This is a genomic window from Devosia ureilytica (assembly GCF_024273195.1).
GTDB classification, from domain to species: domain Bacteria; phylum Pseudomonadota; class Alphaproteobacteria; order Rhizobiales; family Devosiaceae; genus Devosia; species Devosia ureilytica.
In genome coordinates this window covers 23528-40784 of the sequence record NZ_JAMZCU010000004.1, presented here as the reverse complement: position 1 = coordinate 40784, position 17257 = coordinate 23528, and the positions used below count along the sequence as shown (strand labels likewise).

Genomic DNA, 17257 nt, shown 5'->3' with positions numbered 1-17257 from the left:
GCTGAAGCGCCGCCCGGCCAGGTGGCCTCGCGGATTGGGGGTAGAGCGGGGTCCCGAGACGGCCTCCGTCTCAAAGGATAGGTAAAAAAGCGAAACGAAAGCCGTCTCGGGACGCTAGCCATTCGCGCGTAGCGCTTATGGCCTTCTCGCCTCAAATCTCTCCACCGGAGAGATTTGCCCGGCGGGACGGAGCGAAGTTTCTCGTTAGGGGGGGCCTTGCTGGACTGTTCCGGGGACAGCAGCCAAGTGCTGCCCACAGTATCCGGACTATCATCCAGTGCCTCCCGGACCGTGGCGGCAAGCGACTGCCCCACGCCCGGCTTTCCCTCCCGCAACCGTTCGCTGCAGTCCGCCCTTTCACGGGAGAGATGGGTGGGAGTATGGGGGAGGATTTGGGTGCGGGGATAACTTTTGGCCTGGCGCGTAAGCTCCGCTATGGTCGTCACAAACACGCGTTCCAGAGGAGAAAAGCCCATGTCATTCCGCGCTCTGCTGACCGAAAAATCCGAAGACGGCACAGTGTCATCGACTGTCCAGACGCTCTCCGATGACCGGCTTCCCGAGGGCGAGGTAACAGTCGATGTCGAATGGGCGGGGCTCAACTACAAGGACGGGCTGTGTCTGACCGGGCAGGGCGGTTTGGTGCGAACCTATCCCCATGTCGCCGGCATCGATTTTGCCGGCAAGGTGAGTAAGAGCAGCGACGTCCGCTATCGCGTTGGTGACCCCGTCGTGCTGACCGGCTGGCGCGTCGGCGAGGCCCATTGGGGCGGCTATGCCGAGCGGGCGCGGGTCAGGGCCGATTGGCTGGTGCCCCTGCCGGGAGCGCTGACGACACGCGATGCCATGATCATGGGCACCGCCGGTCTCACGGCCATGCTGGCCATCAATCGTCTCGAAACCCTCGGCATTTCTCCAGCCAGCGGCGAGGTTCTGGTGACCGGTGCCGCAGGCGGCGTCGGCTCCATCGCCGTGGCCCTCCTCAGGCGCCTTGGCTACACAGTGGCGGCGCTTTCGGGTCGCCCGCAACATGCGGACATGCTCTTGGCGCTGGGCGCCGCCAGCATTGTGGATCGCGCCGAGTTCCTGGCCCAGCCGGACAAGCCGCTCGAAACCGCAAAATATGCGGCCGCCATCGACTGCGTCGGCGGCGATGTGCTGGGCAAGCTGCTGCGCCAGATCGCCTATGGCGGCGCTGTGGCGAGCCTCGGCAATGCGGCAGGCATGGGCCTCAACACCAATGTGCTGCCGTTCCTGTTGCGCGGCGTGACGCTCGCCGGCATCGACAGTGTCATGCAGCCATTCGAGGCGCGACAGGCCGCCTGGGCGCGTCTGGCTGGGCTCTTCGATTTTGGTGCCTATGCCGATAATGTCGAGGAGGTTGGCCTGGAGGCGCTGCCCGAAAAGGCCGGGCAAATCCTCCGCGGCGAAGTGAAGGGCCGGGTGCTGGTCAATCCTGCGGGCTAGATTGCTCTAGGCGATCAGCGCCTGCTCGGTGGCTTCACTGCCAAAAAGCGCGGCGATCAGGTCCGACTGGGTGACCATGCCCCTCAGGACGCCGTTGTCAGCCGATACGGGCAGGTGGTGATGCCCGGAATCGAGCATCAGCCGCATCACCAGCGCAATCGGCATGGCTTCGGTGACAGTCGCCACATGGGTGGTCATCACGTCACGCACCTTGCCGCGCAGCGGGCGGTCAGAATTGGTCATGGCGCGCAAGCGCCATCCAAGCCCCGATGAAGCATGCACCGGACCCCATTCCGCTTTCTCGAGGAGATCGGTCTGGGTGAGAATGCCCACCACCCGGCCAGCCGTATCGACCACCGGCAAGGCCTTGACCCCATGGCCACGTAGGGTCCGCAAGGCCACGCGCAACGAAGTGCCCGGCTGCACCCGGGCAACGTCACGGGTCATCACCATGGCGGCGGTAATGCCGCCCGAGCGGCGGGCAAAGGCCAGCAGTGCCGCCCGCTCCAGCATGTCTTCAAGGTCCACCGGATCGACACTGACCACTTCGTCGCGCTCACGAATGGCCGATTTCAGGTCGTCGACCGAAATCCCCAGGCTCACCGTGGGCGAGAAGGGCACCACCTTGGCGTCGGCCGCGGGACTGGCCACGGGTTTGTGCGGATAGTCCTTGCCGGTCAGCCGGTTGAAGGCCATGGCGGCCAGAAGCAGCAGCACCGAATTGATGCCGACGGGCCAGGCAACAAAGCCATAGCCCAGTTCAGCAATCGCCGGACCGCCGATCACGGCAGTCAGCGCCACCGCGCCGCTGGGCGGGTGCAGGCATTTGAAGGTCAGCATCAGCCCGATGCTGACAGAAACAGCCAGAGCGGCCGCCACCGGGGTACCACCTAGCAGCAACGCGCAACTAACCCCGACCAGGGCCGCCAGGCAATTGCCCACAAGGATCGACCAGGGCTGCGCCAGCGGGCTCGACGGCACCGCGAACAGCAACACTGCCGACGCCCCGATGGGCGCCATCAGCAGCGGCAATTCCGGTCCCTGGCCCAGCGCCAGGGCAGTGATGCCAGAGGTCGCCAAAATGCCCACGAAGGCGCCCACGGCGGCACGCAGCCGCTCGAGAGGACTGACGGCAACCATATTGGGCAGAAAGCGGGCAAGGACACTCATGGCGCTTCCCCTAGCATCGGGCGCCATTCCGCTCAAAGCGCACGAATGCGTTCTTGTCTGGCATTGCGCAAAAAATTGCTTCCTCCGGGGACATTTATGCACAGGGCCGTGGGGGACGAAGAGGCGGGTAGTCCTGACCGGTATCGTTTACGGCCGCGCCCGCCAAGCGCGGACACTTTCAAATCTATTGACTTGTATGGAAGATCGGACAATCTTGTGGCCAATCTGAGCGGGGAAAACCTCTCAGGAACGGCCGGAGACACGTCATGGACCCCTCGAGGTCCAGCCAGGGTATGTGGTAAAGCGTGAGCTACGCGGTACGTCTGCTGTCTGACCGATGCTAAACCACGGACAGTTGCTCGTATCGACCTTCTGAGTTGCCCGCAAAATGATCTCAACCGTGCGGTCGCGGTTGGCGGGACGAACCTTCCCAGCAGCACCGCACCAGCTTCGCCCCAATGCAGGGCATGAGAGTGCGGGAGTAAGGGATGGAGACGGTGCCCGGTGCAGCTTGCACCGAACTCGAACGCTATCTGTTCGACCTCCAGGGCTATCTGGTCATTCCCAATGCGCTGTCACCCGCCGAGGTGGCTGCCTGTAATGTCACGCTCGACCAGCATCAGGATTTCGTCGGCGACGGCTGGCACGACAATGTCCGCCTCTACAACGATGCCTCCCGTCAGGAAGGTCTTGTCCTGCAACAGGTCTATGAAGCCGGCCTGGTCTGGGAAAGCCTCATCGATCACCCGTCCTGGTTCGCCAAGGCGGTGCATTTCATCGGCTCGGACGACCCTGAAAATTTCGATGGCCACCACGGCCCCGCTTTTATCGACGAGTGCTTCGCCTCGGTGCGCGGACCGGGCCAGGCGCTGCGCCTGCATTCAGGCGGCCATGTCGGCACCATCCGCACGCAATACCGCTTCCATGCGGGAAAATTTCACTGCGGGCAGGTCAATGTTCTGATCGCCCTCAATGACATCGGCCCCGGCGACGGCGCCACCATGGTCATTCCCGGCAGCCACAAATCCAATCTTCGTCACCCCCAGACGGTCCCGGTTGACAAGCGCGACGCCCAGACCTCGGTGGATGGCATTGCCGGCGCGGTCGAGGTGCATTTGAAGGCCGGCGACGCGCTGATGTTCGTCGATGCCATCATGCACGGCTCGGCTCGCCGCACCAATCCGGGCCAGCGCCGCATGACCGTTTATCGCTATGGCCCCAGCTGGGGTTATTTCCGGCATGACATGATCCCCAGCGCTGCGCTGCTGGCGCGGCTGACGCCCGAGCGGCGACGGATCGTCATGCCCCACAAGGCTCCTCTGGCCGCCAACGGTTAGGTGGTCGGGAGGAGAAGAATTTCGCTGACCCCTGCCGAGAGGTACGTAAGTCAGTGGATGAAAAGGCTGTTCGCCGGTTGAGGACCCGGCGACGAGCTGACCAAGAAGGCTCAAGGGAGGAACACAATGAGCAAACTGACGAGAAGAACTTTTCTGGGTGCATCGGGATCGGTGCTGGCGCTTGCGGCCATGGGTCGCCCGGCTTTTGCCCAGGCCGCCGAAATCCGTCACTTCTGGTGGGGTAACCCGGAGCGCGACAAGCGCACCTTTGCCGTCATCGACATTTTCAACACCAAGAATCCCGATATCAAAGTCACCGGCGAAACCCTTGGTTTTGGTGACTATTTCACCAAGCTGACGACCCAGATCGCTGGCGGCAACATGCCCGATGTGATCCAGCAGGGTTACGGCGTGCTGTTCGAATATATCGCCAATGGCGCCGTCGTTCCGCTGGACGATTATGTCGGCAAGAGCCTCGACATCTCCAAGATGGACCAGAGCGCCATCGATGCCGGCACCGTGGATGGCAAGTTCTACGCCCTCTCCATTGGCGCCAACAGCCACATGGCCATGTTCAACACGCGCCTGTTCGAAGAAGCCGGCATTGTCCCGGGCACCGATTTCGACCCCTATGGCTACACCTATGACGAGCTGGCCGAATTTGCCGCCGCGATCAAGGAAGCCACCGGCGTTCCGGGCACCGATGACAACACCGCCGGCTACCAGAACTTCTCCGACTTCGTCGTCCAAAAGGGCGCCATGCTCTACAACGAGGATGGCTCCTATGGTCCGACCCAGGAGATCGTCGAGGAATACTGGTCGACCTGGGAAAAGATCCGCAACGCCGGCGGCACGCCTCCGGCGCCGGAAAGTGCCGGCCTCGCTGGTGTTTCCGATCTGGCCCAGATGGGTGTGGTTACGGGCAAATCGGCCATGAGCTACCTCTGGAGCAACCAGTTGGTTGGCTTGCAGGGCCTGACCGAAGACATGCTCGGCGCGGCAATGTATCCCAACACCCCGGACATGGTGCCCGGCTCCATCGTGCAGCCCAGCCAGTTCGTCTGCCTCACCCGCGACAGCGCCAATCCCGAGGCCGCCACGGCCTATATGAGCGCCTTCGTCAACGATCTCGACATGACGGCGGTCCTCGGCCTCGAACGTGGCATCCCCAGCCAGAGCGATGTGCGCGCTGCCCTGCAGCCCAAGCTGACCGATGTCGAAGCCCGCTCGGTCGAGTTCTTCGACAAGATTCAGGGCAAGACGGCTGTTCTGCCGCCGCCGCCCCCAAGCGGCTCGAACGAAGTGGAACAGACCTTCCAGCGTCTGGCCGTCAACGTGTTGCTCGGCGAGCGCTCCATCTCCGACACCGCCAGCGACTTCCTCGCTCAGGCCAAGGCCATCCTGGCCCGCGCCTGATCCCCAGGGGACAGCGTCGCCTCCAGGCGGATTGGCGCTGTCCTGATAACCCGGTCCGTCGCCCTCTCTCCCGCGGGGCGGCGGATATCTCCCCGGGATGAGGCGGCACCTGCCATTGGTCGCGGCAGGTGCTGCATCCGGTTATAGTTTCGCCAGGGCGAGACGACCTTTTTTGGAGCCACGCGTGCAAAAATTCTTCCGCCGCAACTTTGCCGGCTATGCCTTTCTATCGCCGTGGCTGATCGGTTTCTTCCTTCTGGCCATCGGGCCAATCCTGGCGTCGCTCTATCTCAGCTTCACCAAATACAATGTCGTGCGCCCGCCGCAGTGGATCGGCATCGACAACTTTGTCTACATGTTCCAGTTCGACCAGCGCTTCTACAAGGCGCTCCAGGTCACTTTCCAGTTCGTCGTGATCTCGGTGCCCCTCAAGCTGATCTTTGCGCTCGGCGTCGCCATGGCGCTCGACAAGGGTATCCGCGCCATCGGCTGGTATCGCGCTCTGTTCTATCTGCCATCCATTCTCGGCGGTTCGATTGCCGTGGCCATCCTCTGGCGCCAGCTGTTCAACTACGATGGGGTCATTAACTCCATCCTGCGCCTCTTTGGTGGCGACGGACCTTATTGGCTGGCCGACCCGAAGTTTTCGCTCTGGACCTTGATCGTTCTCGCCGTCTGGCAGTTCGGGTCGCCCATGCTGATCTTCCTCGCCGGCCTCCGCGCCATTCCGCAGGAACTCTACGAGGCCGCCGAGATCGATGCCGCCGGGCCGGTGAAAAAGTTCTTCGCCATCACCGTGCCGCTGCTGGCGCCGGTCATTTTCTTCAATCTGGTCCTCCAGATGATCGAGGCCTTCAAGAGCTTTTCAGGCGCTTTCATCATTTCCGGCGGCTCGGGCGCGCCGCTCGATAGCCTGCTGTTCTTCACCGTCTATCTCTACAACGAGGCCTTCAGCTTCCTGCGCATGGGCTATGCCTCGGCGCTGGCCTGGGTTCTGCTGTTCATCATCGCCGCCTTCACGGCCATCGCCTTCTGGACCAGCAAATACTGGGTCCACTACGAAAACGAGAGGGGCTGAGGGAATGGACTTTAAATCATCATACCGTCCCGAATCGGCCCATTTCGTGGGCACCTCCCTCCCCTTGATGGGGAGGGTAGCGGCGCTAGGCCGTCAGGCCGTAGCAGAGCTGGGTGGGGTGGCACTCAACCAGCAGTTCGATGCGCGTGGCTCCACCCCACCCTCGGTCCCTCCCCATCGAGGGGAGGGAGGCGCAAGAACCAACAGTGTCAGGAAGGTTTGGCCATGACCACCACCATGCCCACCCAAACCACCGCCGACATCGCCCATGCGTACCGGCAAGAAAAAGCCCGCCGCGCCCGCCGTGCTGGCTTGCTCAAGCACATCTTCCTGATCGCGACCTCTCTGGTCATGGTCTATCCGCTGATCTGGATGCTGGCCGCCTCGCTCAAGCCCGACAACCAGATTTTTGGCGATCTGGGCCTGTGGCCCAGCCAATTCCAGTGGGAGAACTATTCGGAGGGCTGGAATGCCCTGCCGGTCAGTTTCACCACCTTCTTCTGGAATTCCACCGTCGTCACCGTGCTCTCGGTGATCGGCAATGTCATTTCCTGTTCCTTCGCGGCCTATGCCTTTGCGCGTCTCGAATTCACCGGCAAGACCATCTGGTTCGCGCTGATGATGATGACCCTGATGATCCCCTATCACGTGGTGCTGATCCCCCAGTACATCCTGTTCCTCAATCTTGGCTGGGTGGACAGTTACCTGCCGCTGATCGTGCCAAAGTTCCTCGCCGGCGACGCCTTCTTCATCTTCCTGATGATCCAGTTTTTCCGCCAATTGCCGCGCGAACTGGACGAGGCGGCGATGATCGACGGCTGCTCGCCATTCAAGATCTATTGGGCCATCATCATGCCCTTGAGCCTGCCGGCCATGGCCACCGCGGCAATCTTTTCCTTCATCTGGACTTGGGAGGATTTCCTGGGGCCGTTGGTCTATCTCAACGACATGAAGGACTACACGGTGCCCCTGGCGCTGCGCAGTTTCATCAGCACCGACGGCGTCAGCCAGTATGGCCCCATGTTCGCCATGTCGATCCTCTCCATCCTGCCCATCCTGCTGTTCTTCCTCATCTTCCAGCGGCTCATCATCCGCGGCATCGCGATGAGTGGGCTGAAATGATGAGCAGGGCACAATTCTTCACCTCTCCCTCTGGGGGAGAGAGCCTGCCCTCGGGCCGCGACCCGGGGGTCGGCGCGCAGCGCCGGGTGAGGGGGCCTTTGCCGCCGCGCCAGCCAAAAGGCCCCCTCACCCCAACCCTCTCCCCCAGAGGGAGAGGGAGCCAACCGTGCCCAACACAGACGACAGTTCGACCGGAGTAGTCATGGCATCCGTTACCCTTTCCGAAGTTCGCAAGGCCTATGCCGGTTTCGAGGTCGTTCACGGCATCGACCTGCACGTGCAGTCGGGCGAATTTCTCGTGCTGGTCGGGCCATCCGGCTGCGGCAAGTCCACGCTCCTGCGTATGATCGCCGGTCTGGAAGAGATCACCGACGGCACGATTTCGATTGGCGACCGTGTCGTCAACGACCTGCCGGCCAGCCAGCGCAATCTCTCCATGGTCTTCCAGTCCTATGCGCTCTATCCGCATATGAGCGTGCGCAAGAACCTCGCCTTTGGGCTGTCCAACCTGCGCATGCCCAAGGACGAAATCGCCCGCCGCGTCGCTGACGCCGCCCGCATCCTGCAGATCGAGGAACTGCTCGACCGCAAGCCGCGCCAACTCTCCGGCGGGCAGAAGCAGCGCGTCGCCATCGGCCGCGCCATCGTGCGCGAACCCCAGCTGTTTCTCTTCGACGAGCCGCTGTCCAACCTCGATGCCGAATTGCGCGTGCAGATGCGCGTCGAACTTGCCGGCCTTTACAACCGGCTGGGCACCACCATGATCTATGTGACGCACGACCAAACCGAGGCCATGACCATGGCCACGCGCATCGCCGTACTCAACAAGGGCAATCTCGAACAGGTTGGCACGCCCTTCGAGCTCTACAACAATCCGCGCAATCTCTTTGTCGCCAGTTTCATCGGCTCGCCCAAGATGAACCTGCTCACCGGCACGATGAGAGGGCAGGGGATCGACCTACCCGATTTGGGCACATTGCCGGTCACGCTCGACGCCACCGGCGTTGTCACCGTCGGCATCCGTCCCGAACACCTCGCCATCGGGGCGCCAGGCGATGTCTCGGTCGAGGGCACCATCACCCTGGTCGAATATCTGGGCAGCGAACTCTTCGTCTATGTCGCCCTGCCTGGAGGCCAGACCCTGATGGCCCAGGCGCCGGGCAATGCCCAGCATAAGCGTGGCGAGGCGGTAATGCTCAGCTTCCGTGCCGCCGATGCCCATTTCTTCAATGCCGAGGGTCTTCGCATCGAGGCGCAGAGTTGAGCCACCCGCTACTCACTGCCCTCCGCGCTCTCGATGTGGCCGACAAGGTCGGCCCATTGGCCAAACCCGCCGACACGGCGCTGCTGGCCGAATGGCAACGCTCCGGCGTCCGCTTCGTCTCAAGCGCCGACCAACTGACCAGCCGCTATTATGACGCGGTGCGTGAGCTGTTCGATTGCATCGCCCCGGCTGCCGACGAAACGCCTATCCTGCACGAAGGCGGCATCTATCACGGCTGCTGGCTCGAAAGCACCGGCACTATCAATGCCGAACTCCTCAGCCGCTTCCTGCCGTCCATCACCACCGCGACTTACGCGGCCTTTGCCCGCTATCAGCGAAGCGATGGGCTGTTCCCTTACAAGATCACCCCACAGGGTCCGGGTTTCAACCAGATCCAGCTGGTCACGCCGCTGGCCCGCTCGGTGTGGAACCACTTCCGGCTCAACCGCCTCGATACCGATTGGCTCAGCCACATGTTCGGCGCCATGGCCCGCTACGACGCCTGGCTCGCCCGCCATCGCGACACTCTGGGCACCGGCGCGGTGGAGGCCTTCTCCACGTATGACACCGGGCACGACCTGTCGTCTCGTTTTTGGCATGTGCCCGACAGCCCCTTCGGAAACGATCCGACGCGCTACGATCCCGACAATCCCATCCTGCCGTTCATCGCGCCGGACCTGACCGCCAATGTCGCCTGCCAGCGCGATTATCTGGGCGCCATGGCCGATCACCTTGGCGGCGACGGCAACGCCTGGCGCGACAAGGCCGAAGCCAGCCGGACCGCGCTTTATGCGCAGTGCTTTGATCCCGACGACGCCTTCTTTTACGACCGCGACCGCCATGGTCGTCTGGTTCGCATCCAGTCCGACAATCTGCTGCGGGTCCTTGCCTGCGAGATCGGCGACGCCGGCAAATTTGCCGAGGCGCTGGACCGCTACCTGCTCAACACCCGCAAATTCTTCGCCAAATTCCCGCTGACCTCGATTGCGCTGGACGATCCCAGGTTTGACCCCAATGCCGGCCAGAACAGCTGGGATGGTCCGTCCAATTTCCTGTCCATCATCCGCGCTGCCCATGCCTTCGAGCATCACGGGCGCGATGTCGAACTGAGCTGGATCATGCAACCTACGCTGTCGGCGCTGTTTACCGCCGACCGTTTCCCGCAGACGCTTAACCCCTATACCGGCGCCGCCGGGTTCACCGAAAAATACGCGCCGTCCATCCTCTGCCTCCTCGATTTCGTCGAGCGCTTGTCTGGCATCCTGCCACGTCCCGATGGCGCGATTTGGTTCACCGGCCTTATTCCCAAGCCCGCGACCCACCGCTACGAGCTTTGGGAGACCGCCTATGCCCGGCGAATAGACGGGGTTGAGTTTGAATTGCTCAATACTGTTGAAAGCAGCGAAATCCACCGCAATGGCACGCTCCTTGCGCGCTTTCCCGCAGGTCTCCGGCTCATCACCGACCGCACTGGCGCGCTGGTCGAAATCGTCGGCCTCACCAGCCGGACGGTATCGGGCAATCTGGAATGGGACGGCCAATCCATCGCTTTCGCCATTGCCCCCAACGAACGCCAGCGATTCGAGGCTGGCGCATTCCTCTCCACCAGCTCTCCCGGACTGGTCCTGCCCAGCTACGGGTGAAATTTGTCGCCAGATTAGACCCCCACCTTTGATCTCTCCCCACAAGGGGGAGGGAGACGATGAACTCAGGCGCCGCAGTCTTGCGCCTCCCCCCCTTGTGGGGAGGGTAGTGCAGCTCGGCCCGATGGGCCGTAGCGAAACTAGGGTGGGGGTGTCGCGCGATGGGTGGGGCACACGCTGGGCACCCCCACCAACCCATCTTGCCCGTCCCCATCACCCGGCGTAGCCTCCCTGACAGGACAGTGACAGGGAGCGGGCCTAAGCTCCTCCCCACGAACGCAACGACGTTCGCAATTGTTCTTGGGAGGATCTATGAACAAGCTGCTTCTCGCGGCGCTGGTTACCGGCGCCCTTTTCACCCCCGCATTGGCTGCCGACTACACCATTATGGCGCCAGCCGGCCCCGGCGGCGGCTGGGACCAGACCGCCCGCACCATGCAGGATGCCATGCAGACTGAAGGCATTTCGGGCAATGTGCAGGTCACCAATGTCCCCGGCGCCGGCGGCACAATCGGGCTGGCCCAGTTTGCCACCCAGGAAAATGGCAACCCCAACGCCCTGATCGTTGGCGGCTATGTGATGGTCGGCGCCATCCTCACCAATATGTCGCCGGTCTCGCTCGACAATGTCACGCCCATCGCCCGCCTCACCGGTGAAGCCGTGGCGCTGGTGGTTCCGGCCAACTCCGACATCATGACCGTCGACGATCTGGTCGCCAAGCTCAAGGCCGATACCGGCGCCGTTGCCTGGGCCGGTGGTTCGGCTGGCGGCGTTGACCACATTGCCGCCGGCCTCATCGCCAAGGCAGTTGGTCTCGACCCCACCCAGGTCAACTACATCGCCTATTCTGGTGGCGGTGAAGCGCTCGCCGCCATTCTGGGTGGCCAGGTGACCGTTGGCGTCTCCGGCGTCAGCGAATTCGCTTCGCAGATCGAAGCGGGTGAACTGCGTCTGCTGGCGGTTTCGACCGACACCCGCGTGCCGGGCTTTGACGCCCCCACGCTGATGGAAGCCGGCGTCGATGTGGCCGTGCAGAACTGGCGCATGGTTGCCGCTGCTCCCGGCATCACCGACGAGCAGAAGGCTGCCATCACTGCCGACGTGAAGGCCATGGCAACGTCCGCCACCTGGAAGACGGCGCTTGAAACCAAGGGCTGGGTTGACACCTACCTCGATGGCGACGCCTTTGCCGCTCAGCTGGCCGCCGACACCGAGGCGACCGAAGCGATCCTGAAAGACATTGGCCTCGTCCAATGACAACTGGCTCCTCCAGCCGCGAGCGCCGCCCCGATGGGGCGGCGCTTGTCATAGCGGCCATCCTCGCCGGCCTTGCTGTGGTGATTTTCTGGCAAACCAGCCAGATGCGCCTGCCGCCGCTCCAACAGCGTGTTGGCCCCACGGTCTTCCCCTATGTGATCGCCAGCGGCCTTGTCCTGCTTGCCATCGGCACCGTCGTTTCAGCCATGCGCGGCAGCTTTCCAGAACGCAGCAAGGATGACTACGCGCCGATCTTCTGGATCATCGGCGGGCTTGTCGGGCAGATAATGCTGCTCTCGGTGGCCGGTTTCTCCATTGCCACCGGCGTGCTTTTTGCCTGCACGGCAAAGGCATTCGGGCGCGGACCTATCTGGCAGACCGCACTCATTGGCGCCGTGTTTTCCTTTGTCGTCTGGTTCATCTTCGCCAAGGGCCTGCAATTGTCATTGCCCGCCGGTCCGCTTGAGCGCCTGCTGACCACGGGGAGTTTCTGATGGAAACCTTCGATCTCCTCGCCCAGGGCCTGATTTCGGCCCTGCAGGTTCACAACCTCATTTACGCGCTGATCGGCGTGACCCTGGGCACTGCCGTGGGTGTTCTGCCCGGCATCGGCCCGGCGCTGACCGTGGCCCTGCTGCTGCCGGTCACCTATAAGCTCGACCCCGCCGGCTCGCTGATCATGTTTGCCGGCATCTATTATGGCGGGATGTATGGCGGCTCGACCACCTCGATCCTGCTCAATACGCCGGGCGAAAGCGCCTCCATCGTCACCGCCCTCGAAGGCAACAAGATGGCCCGGCAGGGCAGGGGCGGACCGGCCCTCGCCACCGCCGCCATCGGCTCCTTCGTTGCCGGTTTGCTGGCAACGCTCGGCCTCGCCTTCATCGCCCCCTTCGTCGTGAAATTCGCCCTGGCCTTTGGTCCTTGGGATTACTTCGCACTGATGGTGCTGGCTTTCGTCACCGTTTCAGCGGCCTTTGGCGACTCTGCCCTGCGCGGGTTGACGGCCCTGTTCATCGGCCTGGGCCTGGGCCTCATAGGCATTGACTTGCAGACGGGCCAGACGCGCCTCGCCTTCGGGATCATGGACCTGCTTGACGGCATCGAAGTCACGACCATGGCCGTTGCCCTCTTTGCCATAGGCGAAACGCTCAAGACCGCCTCGGACCGCGACCAGGTCAATGCCGAGGTCACGGCGGTCAAAGGCTCGGTCTGGATGACCCTGGAGGACTGGAAGCGCTCCTGGGCAGCCTGGCTGCGCGGCACTTTCATCGGCTTTCCCATCGGCGCCATGCCGGCTGGTGGTGCTGATGTGGCCAGCTTCCTCTCCTACAGCGCCGAAAAGAGCTTTTCCAAAAAGCCCGAAGAGTTCGGCCATGGCGCCATCGAAGGCGTGGCCGGCCCCGAAGCGGCCAACAATGCTTCTGCTGCCGGAACGCTGGTGCCGCTGTTGACGCTGGGCCTTCCGACCACGGCCACCGCCGCGATCATGCTGGCGGGCTTCCAGCAGTTCGGTCTGCAACCCGGCCCGCTGCTGTTCGCCAACAATGCGCCGCTTGTCTGGGCTCTGATTGCCAGCTTGCTCGTCGCCAATTTCATGCTGCTGGTCCTCAACCTGCCGCTGATTGGGCTTTGGGTTCGTCTGCTGACCATTCCCAAGCACTGGCTCTATGCCGGCATCCTGACCTTTGCCACGCTCGGCACCTTGGGCGCCAATGGCGCCATGTCCATGGGGTTCGGGCCGGTGCGGATTTCCTTCGAGCTGGTGCTGTTGCTCGCCTTCGGTGTGCTCGGCTATCTGCTGCGCCGCTTCGGCTATCCCATCGCCCCGGTCGTGGTTGGGCTGATCCTTGGCCCCATGGCCGAGCAGCAATTGCGCCGGGCGCTGGCGATAAGTCAGGGCGACCTGCTGGTGCTGGTGCAATCGCCGGTGTCCATTGTTCTCTATGTCGTTGCCATCGTGGCCGTGGGGCTGCCGGTGATCATGCGCATGCGCGGCAAGGGTGGCGTGCTCAGCCAATTGGCAACCGACGAAGACTGACCAGAACCTGCGGACGCAAGTCGGTCTCGCCCTTGCCACCTGGTGGCGGGGCGGGACCGAGTGCTTTCTAGCGCAAGGTGAGGCTCAGGGGACGCGAAGGCGGGGTCGGATCAACCGTTCCACCACCGCCACCGACAAGCGACTGCGGCGCCTCGTCCCGTCCCTCGAAGGCCGAGTTGATGTCCTGGCAGAACTCCGTGGTGTTGTCGGGGTCAGTCAGCGCGCATTCGGCCTTGTAATTGCCACGTGTGTCGCACTCCAGTTCGTCGTCGCCGTTCGGCAGCTGATACTCAAAGCAGATCAGGTCATTGTCGTCAGCCATGGCGATGCTCGGGGCCAGCGGAGTCAGCGCAAGCAGTGTGCCAATGGTCAGTAGCGTGGCGCCCGTGGCCCGCAGATTGGTGATGGTCATGTCGGTCTCCTCAATAGTGCGGGGTCGCGCCCCACCTGTTTTTTGATGACCGCAAGATGCCCGGGCGGGCTTGAACCAAAGCTGACCCCGAAATTCATGCGCCATTCACGGCGCGGTGCACGAAAAAGCCCGGCAACCAGGGAGGGACTGGTGCCGGGCTTTTCATATCGGTTTTGTCGCTGGGCCCGGGAGGGAGGAGCCTGGCCCCAGCGCTTGTTCTGGTCGCTCAACGCCGCGAGGCGGAGATTAGAACTTGCCGATGTTGCGGAATGCGACCGGGTCGATGCCCAGGTTGTCCAGGTGCTTGGCCTTGGGCGCCCGTCCGGCTTCGACTGCCGCCGACACAGCAGCAGCGCTGCCGAACACGGTGGCAAAAGTGTCGAGGGTCGCAAAGAACTTGTTCTTGCGCGGGGTGCTCATTTTCAATCCTTCCAGTTCAACCCGGACTGCCCGGGTCGTTTCCATGCACACAAGATGGTCCTTACCCGACCAAAACAGTAGGGGTTGATTGGTCACCCCAGCCATGCGCTGAGCGAAAATCTTCTCGCGCCGTCACCTGGTCATGCCCAGAGGTCATGGCTTGGGCGAAACGATTTCCTGCCAGGTGTCGAGAAAGCGCTGCCGCCGCAGCGTATCGAGCGCCACCAGAAGGCCGGGGCCCAGCGGAATAGGCTGGATAACACCGCGCCCCCGCGCCGCGATGGCTTCGCTGGTCCATTCGCCCGCGCCCTCCGGTACCACCGAGCCCAGCGCTGTTGGCCCAGAAGCAACCGATTGACCGGCGGGCGACAAGGCAAAGTCGACGAAGGCCTTGGCCAGCTCTGCGTTGGGTGCATTGCGCGGGATCAGCATCGAGCGGGTCAGCACCAGCACATAATCGTCGGGCACCACGATTTCGATGGGCGCGCCCTCGGCCTGCCGGGCAAAGGCATAGGAGCCCAGCACATTGTACCCCAGCGCCAGCGTGCCCTCGGCAACACCGTTCAGAATGGCCGGACTGGACCCCGAAAACTGCGCATTGACCCGCCCGAAGGCACTGGCCAGCCGCCAGAAAGTCGAGGAAATCGTCTGGTCCTGCGCCGCCAGCAGGTAACCCACGCCGGACAGCCCGATGTCATAGGTGGCAATCTTGCCTCGGAAGCGCTCGGTCTGGGTTTCCAGCAGCTCCGCCAGCGTCAGATGGGTGCGCGGCACCTCATCGTCGCCAATGAGCCCGCGATTATAGATGATCACCGCCGGCTCGAAGGTGAAGCCGAACACCTCATTGCGCCAATGCGCCCAGTCGGGCAGGGCACCCAGATAGGGACTGTCATAGGCCAGCGCATATCCGTCATTGGCGAGTTTCAGCTGCAGGTCCGAGGCCGAACTGATCAGGAGGTCGGGGTCGCTGTCGAGCGCATCGGCCAGAAACCCCTGGAACAGCGGCAGCGAGTCCGTTTCCTCATAAACGACGGTGACATCGCTCCGCAGGGTCTGGAACGCCTCGATGAAATGGGCAAAGAGCGGCGTATCCGTCACCCCCAGAATGGTCAGCACCGTGCTGTCCGAGCCATCCCGCGCGGGATAGGTCGTGGTCGCCGCTTCCGCCGGCGTGCCGGAAAGGAGCATCGCGCCGCTCAGCACCAGCGCCGCGGCAATGCCCAGCATGCCCGCTTGGCCCCCCGCCCGCCTCGGTGAAGGCAAGGTGATGGAAACCGTCAACCCGCCACCGGCGCGATCCAGCAGGGCCAGCCGCCCGCGATGGGCCTCGGCAACCCGGGCCACGATGGAAAGACCAAGCCCCGAGCCGATCTTGCCGGTGCTCGCCTTGCCGCGCTTGAACCGCTCCAGCACGCTGGACTTCTCCCCTTCCTCAATTCCCGGCCCCCGGTCGCTTACCGTGATCACAAGGCTCCCGCCCTCGAGCCGCCCGGCAATGTCGACCGCGCCATCCGTATAGACCAGCGCATTGTCCACCACATTGCGCATCATCTCGCGCAGCGCAACGCGGTCGCCGCGCAGTGGCGCATCCCCGGCCTCGGCAGCCAGGTCGATATTGAGCCGTCGCGCCTGATCCGGGTCGAGCCTTTGCCGTACCTCCTCGATCACTGCCATCAGGGTCGTTGTGTCCAGCTCCTGGTTTTCCATGCGGTGGGAAATCGTCGCTTCCATCAGGAGCTGGCTGACCAATTGGCTAGCCTGCACGGCCCCGGTATGGATACGACCCACCCGCCGCCGCAGGGCCTCGGGGTCGTGCTCGTCCATCGCTACTTCGGCTTGGGCGCGCAGCGAAGCCAGCGGCGTGCGCACCTCATGCGCTGCCTCCGCCACCAGCCCGCTCACCCGCTCCATCGCCTTTTGCAGCCGCGCCATGAAGCCATTGAGCGCCGAGATCAGGTGATCCACCTCCTCTGGCACCGGCACCGTGATGGGCGAAAGATCGTCCGGCGCCCGCGCCCGCAACTCGTGTTCAAGCTGCGTCAGCGGCGCGAACATGCGCGAAATGCCGAACCACACCAGCGCCACCGCCAGGAGCGTCAGTGCCAACACCGGCAGCACCGCGTTCGACAGGATTTCAGTGGACAGCGCCTCGCGCTGGTTCTGCGTTTCCGCCACATGAATAGTGACCCATCCGGTGTCGCTCGGCGTCGAAATCAACCGCCCGACGCTGGCCACTCGCACAGTCTCACCGCGATAGAGCATGTCGGTGAAGGCCGGTTCGGCTGATAGCGTCTCGCCCATCTGCGCGGCAAGATCCTCATAGCCGGTAACGGTGCGCGCATCCGGGTCTTCTACCGCATAAAACACCCGGTCCTGCCCCGAGAACATGGCGAAGGCGGCAAAGGGGATTTCCACCACCACCGCCTCATTCTCCACTTGCACCGCCCCCGCAATGGTCAGCGCCGACGCCGCCAGCAGCCGGTCAAAGGCCCGGTCCGACGCCCGCTCGGCATAGTCGCGGATAAATACGATCAGCACCACCGACGCCGCCAGCAACAGCGCCACCGCCAGCGCAAAAATGCGGCGGCGAATGGAGAAGGATTTGGTTGTCAAGAACAGGCGCCCCCACC

General features: G+C 63.2%; 14 protein-coding genes. 10 read left to right on the top strand and 4 right to left on the bottom strand.

The features are described from left to right. The first annotated feature begins 474 nt into the window (after window positions 1-474). Window positions 475-1467 carry an acrylyl-CoA reductase family protein gene (locus NIM87_RS11640; protein ID WP_254674856.1) on the top strand — a complete coding sequence of 331 codons (993 nt, stop codon included), beginning with the start codon at window positions 475-477 and terminating at the stop codon, window positions 1465-1467. A 6-nt stretch (window positions 1468-1473) separates the two neighbouring features. Here NIM87_RS11640 and NIM87_RS11635 read toward each other — a convergent pair whose 3' ends face one another. Continuing rightward, the gene (locus NIM87_RS11635; protein ID WP_254674855.1) at window positions 1474-2637 is read right to left on the bottom strand and encodes an HPP family protein; all 1164 of its coding nucleotides are present in this window, start codon (window positions 2635-2637) and stop codon (window positions 1474-1476) included. Between the two features lie 488 nt (window positions 2638-3125). Here NIM87_RS11635 and NIM87_RS11630 point away from each other — a divergent pair, with 488 nt between their 5' ends. The 9 genes from NIM87_RS11630 (at window position 3126) to NIM87_RS11590 (ending at window position 13795) form a co-directional block, all read left to right on the top strand. Further along, window positions 3126-3974 carry a phytanoyl-CoA dioxygenase family protein gene (locus NIM87_RS11630; protein WP_254674854.1) on the top strand — a complete coding sequence of 283 codons (849 nt, stop codon included), beginning with the start codon at window positions 3126-3128 and terminating at the stop codon, window positions 3972-3974. 126 nt (window positions 3975-4100) lie between these two features. Beyond that, on the top strand, window positions 4101-5390 hold the full coding sequence (locus tag NIM87_RS11625) for an ABC transporter substrate-binding protein (RefSeq protein ID WP_254674853.1): 1290 nt from the start codon (window positions 4101-4103) through the stop codon (window positions 5388-5390). Between the two features lie 184 nt (window positions 5391-5574). Further along, a complete protein-coding gene (locus NIM87_RS11620; RefSeq protein ID WP_254674852.1) occupies window positions 5575-6468 on the top strand; it encodes a carbohydrate ABC transporter permease in 894 nt (297 codons plus the stop codon). A 237-nt stretch (window positions 6469-6705) separates the two neighbouring features. Further along, window positions 6706-7590, top strand: a complete 885-nt coding sequence (locus tag NIM87_RS11615) for a carbohydrate ABC transporter permease (RefSeq protein ID WP_254675169.1) — start codon at window positions 6706-6708, stop codon at window positions 7588-7590. A 202-nt stretch (window positions 7591-7792) separates the two neighbouring features. Then, on the top strand, window positions 7793-8854 hold the full coding sequence (locus NIM87_RS11610; protein ID WP_254674851.1) for an ABC transporter ATP-binding protein: 1062 nt from the start codon (window positions 7793-7795) through the stop codon (window positions 8852-8854). Further along, window positions 8851-10497, top strand: a complete 1647-nt coding sequence (locus NIM87_RS11605) for an MGH1-like glycoside hydrolase domain-containing protein (protein WP_254674850.1) — start codon at window positions 8851-8853, stop codon at window positions 10495-10497. Before NIM87_RS11610 ends, NIM87_RS11605 begins: the two co-directional genes overlap by 4 nt. A gap of 312 nt (window positions 10498-10809) precedes the next feature. Further along, window positions 10810-11754 (top strand): Bug family tripartite tricarboxylate transporter substrate binding protein, encoded by a 945-nt coding sequence (locus tag NIM87_RS11600; protein ID WP_254674849.1) that lies wholly within the window; start codon window positions 10810-10812, stop codon window positions 11752-11754. Then, the gene (locus tag NIM87_RS11595) at window positions 11751-12248 is read left to right on the top strand and encodes a tripartite tricarboxylate transporter TctB family protein (protein WP_254674848.1); all 498 of its coding nucleotides are present in this window, start codon (window positions 11751-11753) and stop codon (window positions 12246-12248) included. The genes NIM87_RS11600 and NIM87_RS11595 overlap by 4 nt, the downstream gene beginning before the upstream one ends. Further along, window positions 12248-13795, top strand: a complete 1548-nt coding sequence (locus NIM87_RS11590) for a tripartite tricarboxylate transporter permease (RefSeq protein WP_254674847.1) — start codon at window positions 12248-12250, stop codon at window positions 13793-13795. Before NIM87_RS11595 ends, NIM87_RS11590 begins: the two co-directional genes overlap by 1 nt. Before the next feature lie 67 nt (window positions 13796-13862). Here the strand turns inward: NIM87_RS11590 and NIM87_RS11585 are convergent, their stop codons facing one another. The 3 genes from NIM87_RS11585 to NIM87_RS11575 all read right to left on the bottom strand — a co-directional run bounded on the left by NIM87_RS11585 (window position 13863) and on the right by NIM87_RS11575 (window position 17240). After that, window positions 13863-14207, bottom strand: a complete 345-nt coding sequence (locus NIM87_RS11585) for a hypothetical protein (protein WP_254674846.1) — start codon at window positions 14205-14207, stop codon at window positions 13863-13865. Window positions 14208-14453: 246 nt separating this feature from the next. Continuing rightward, the gene (locus NIM87_RS11580) at window positions 14454-14627 is read right to left on the bottom strand and encodes a hypothetical protein (RefSeq protein ID WP_254674845.1); all 174 of its coding nucleotides are present in this window, start codon (window positions 14625-14627) and stop codon (window positions 14454-14456) included. 153 nt (window positions 14628-14780) lie between these two features. Next, a complete protein-coding gene (locus NIM87_RS11575) occupies window positions 14781-17240 on the bottom strand; it encodes a sensor histidine kinase (protein WP_254674844.1) in 2460 nt (819 codons plus the stop codon). Window positions 17241-17257: the final 17 nt, after the last annotated feature.

Bases quoted from the DNA above. Each gene is read 5' to 3' on its own strand.
- NIM87_RS11640 (WP_254674856.1), top strand. From the start codon at position 475: ATGTCATTCCGCGCTCTGCTGACCGAAAAATCCGAAGACGGCACAGTG.
- NIM87_RS11635 (WP_254674855.1), bottom strand. From the start codon at position 2,637: ATGAGTGTCCTTGCCCGCTTTCTGCCCAATATGGTTGCCGTCAGTCCT.
- NIM87_RS11630 (WP_254674854.1), top strand. From the start codon at position 3,126: ATGGAGACGGTGCCCGGTGCAGCTTGCACCGAACTCGAACGCTATCTG.
- NIM87_RS11625 (WP_254674853.1), top strand. From the start codon at position 4,101: ATGAGCAAACTGACGAGAAGAACTTTTCTGGGTGCATCGGGATCGGTG.
- NIM87_RS11615 (WP_254675169.1), top strand. From the start codon at position 6,706: ATGCCCACCCAAACCACCGCCGACATCGCCCATGCGTACCGGCAAGAA.
- NIM87_RS11610 (WP_254674851.1), top strand. From the start codon at position 7,793: ATGGCATCCGTTACCCTTTCCGAAGTTCGCAAGGCCTATGCCGGTTTC.
- NIM87_RS11600 (WP_254674849.1), top strand. From the start codon at position 10,810: ATGAACAAGCTGCTTCTCGCGGCGCTGGTTACCGGCGCCCTTTTCACC.
- NIM87_RS11595 (WP_254674848.1), top strand. From the start codon at position 11,751: ATGACAACTGGCTCCTCCAGCCGCGAGCGCCGCCCCGATGGGGCGGCG.
- NIM87_RS11590 (WP_254674847.1), top strand. From the start codon at position 12,248: ATGGAAACCTTCGATCTCCTCGCCCAGGGCCTGATTTCGGCCCTGCAG.
- NIM87_RS11585 (WP_254674846.1), bottom strand. From the start codon at position 14,207: ATGACCATCACCAATCTGCGGGCCACGGGCGCCACGCTACTGACCATT.
- NIM87_RS11580 (WP_254674845.1), bottom strand. From the start codon at position 14,627: ATGAGCACCCCGCGCAAGAACAAGTTCTTTGCGACCCTCGACACTTTT.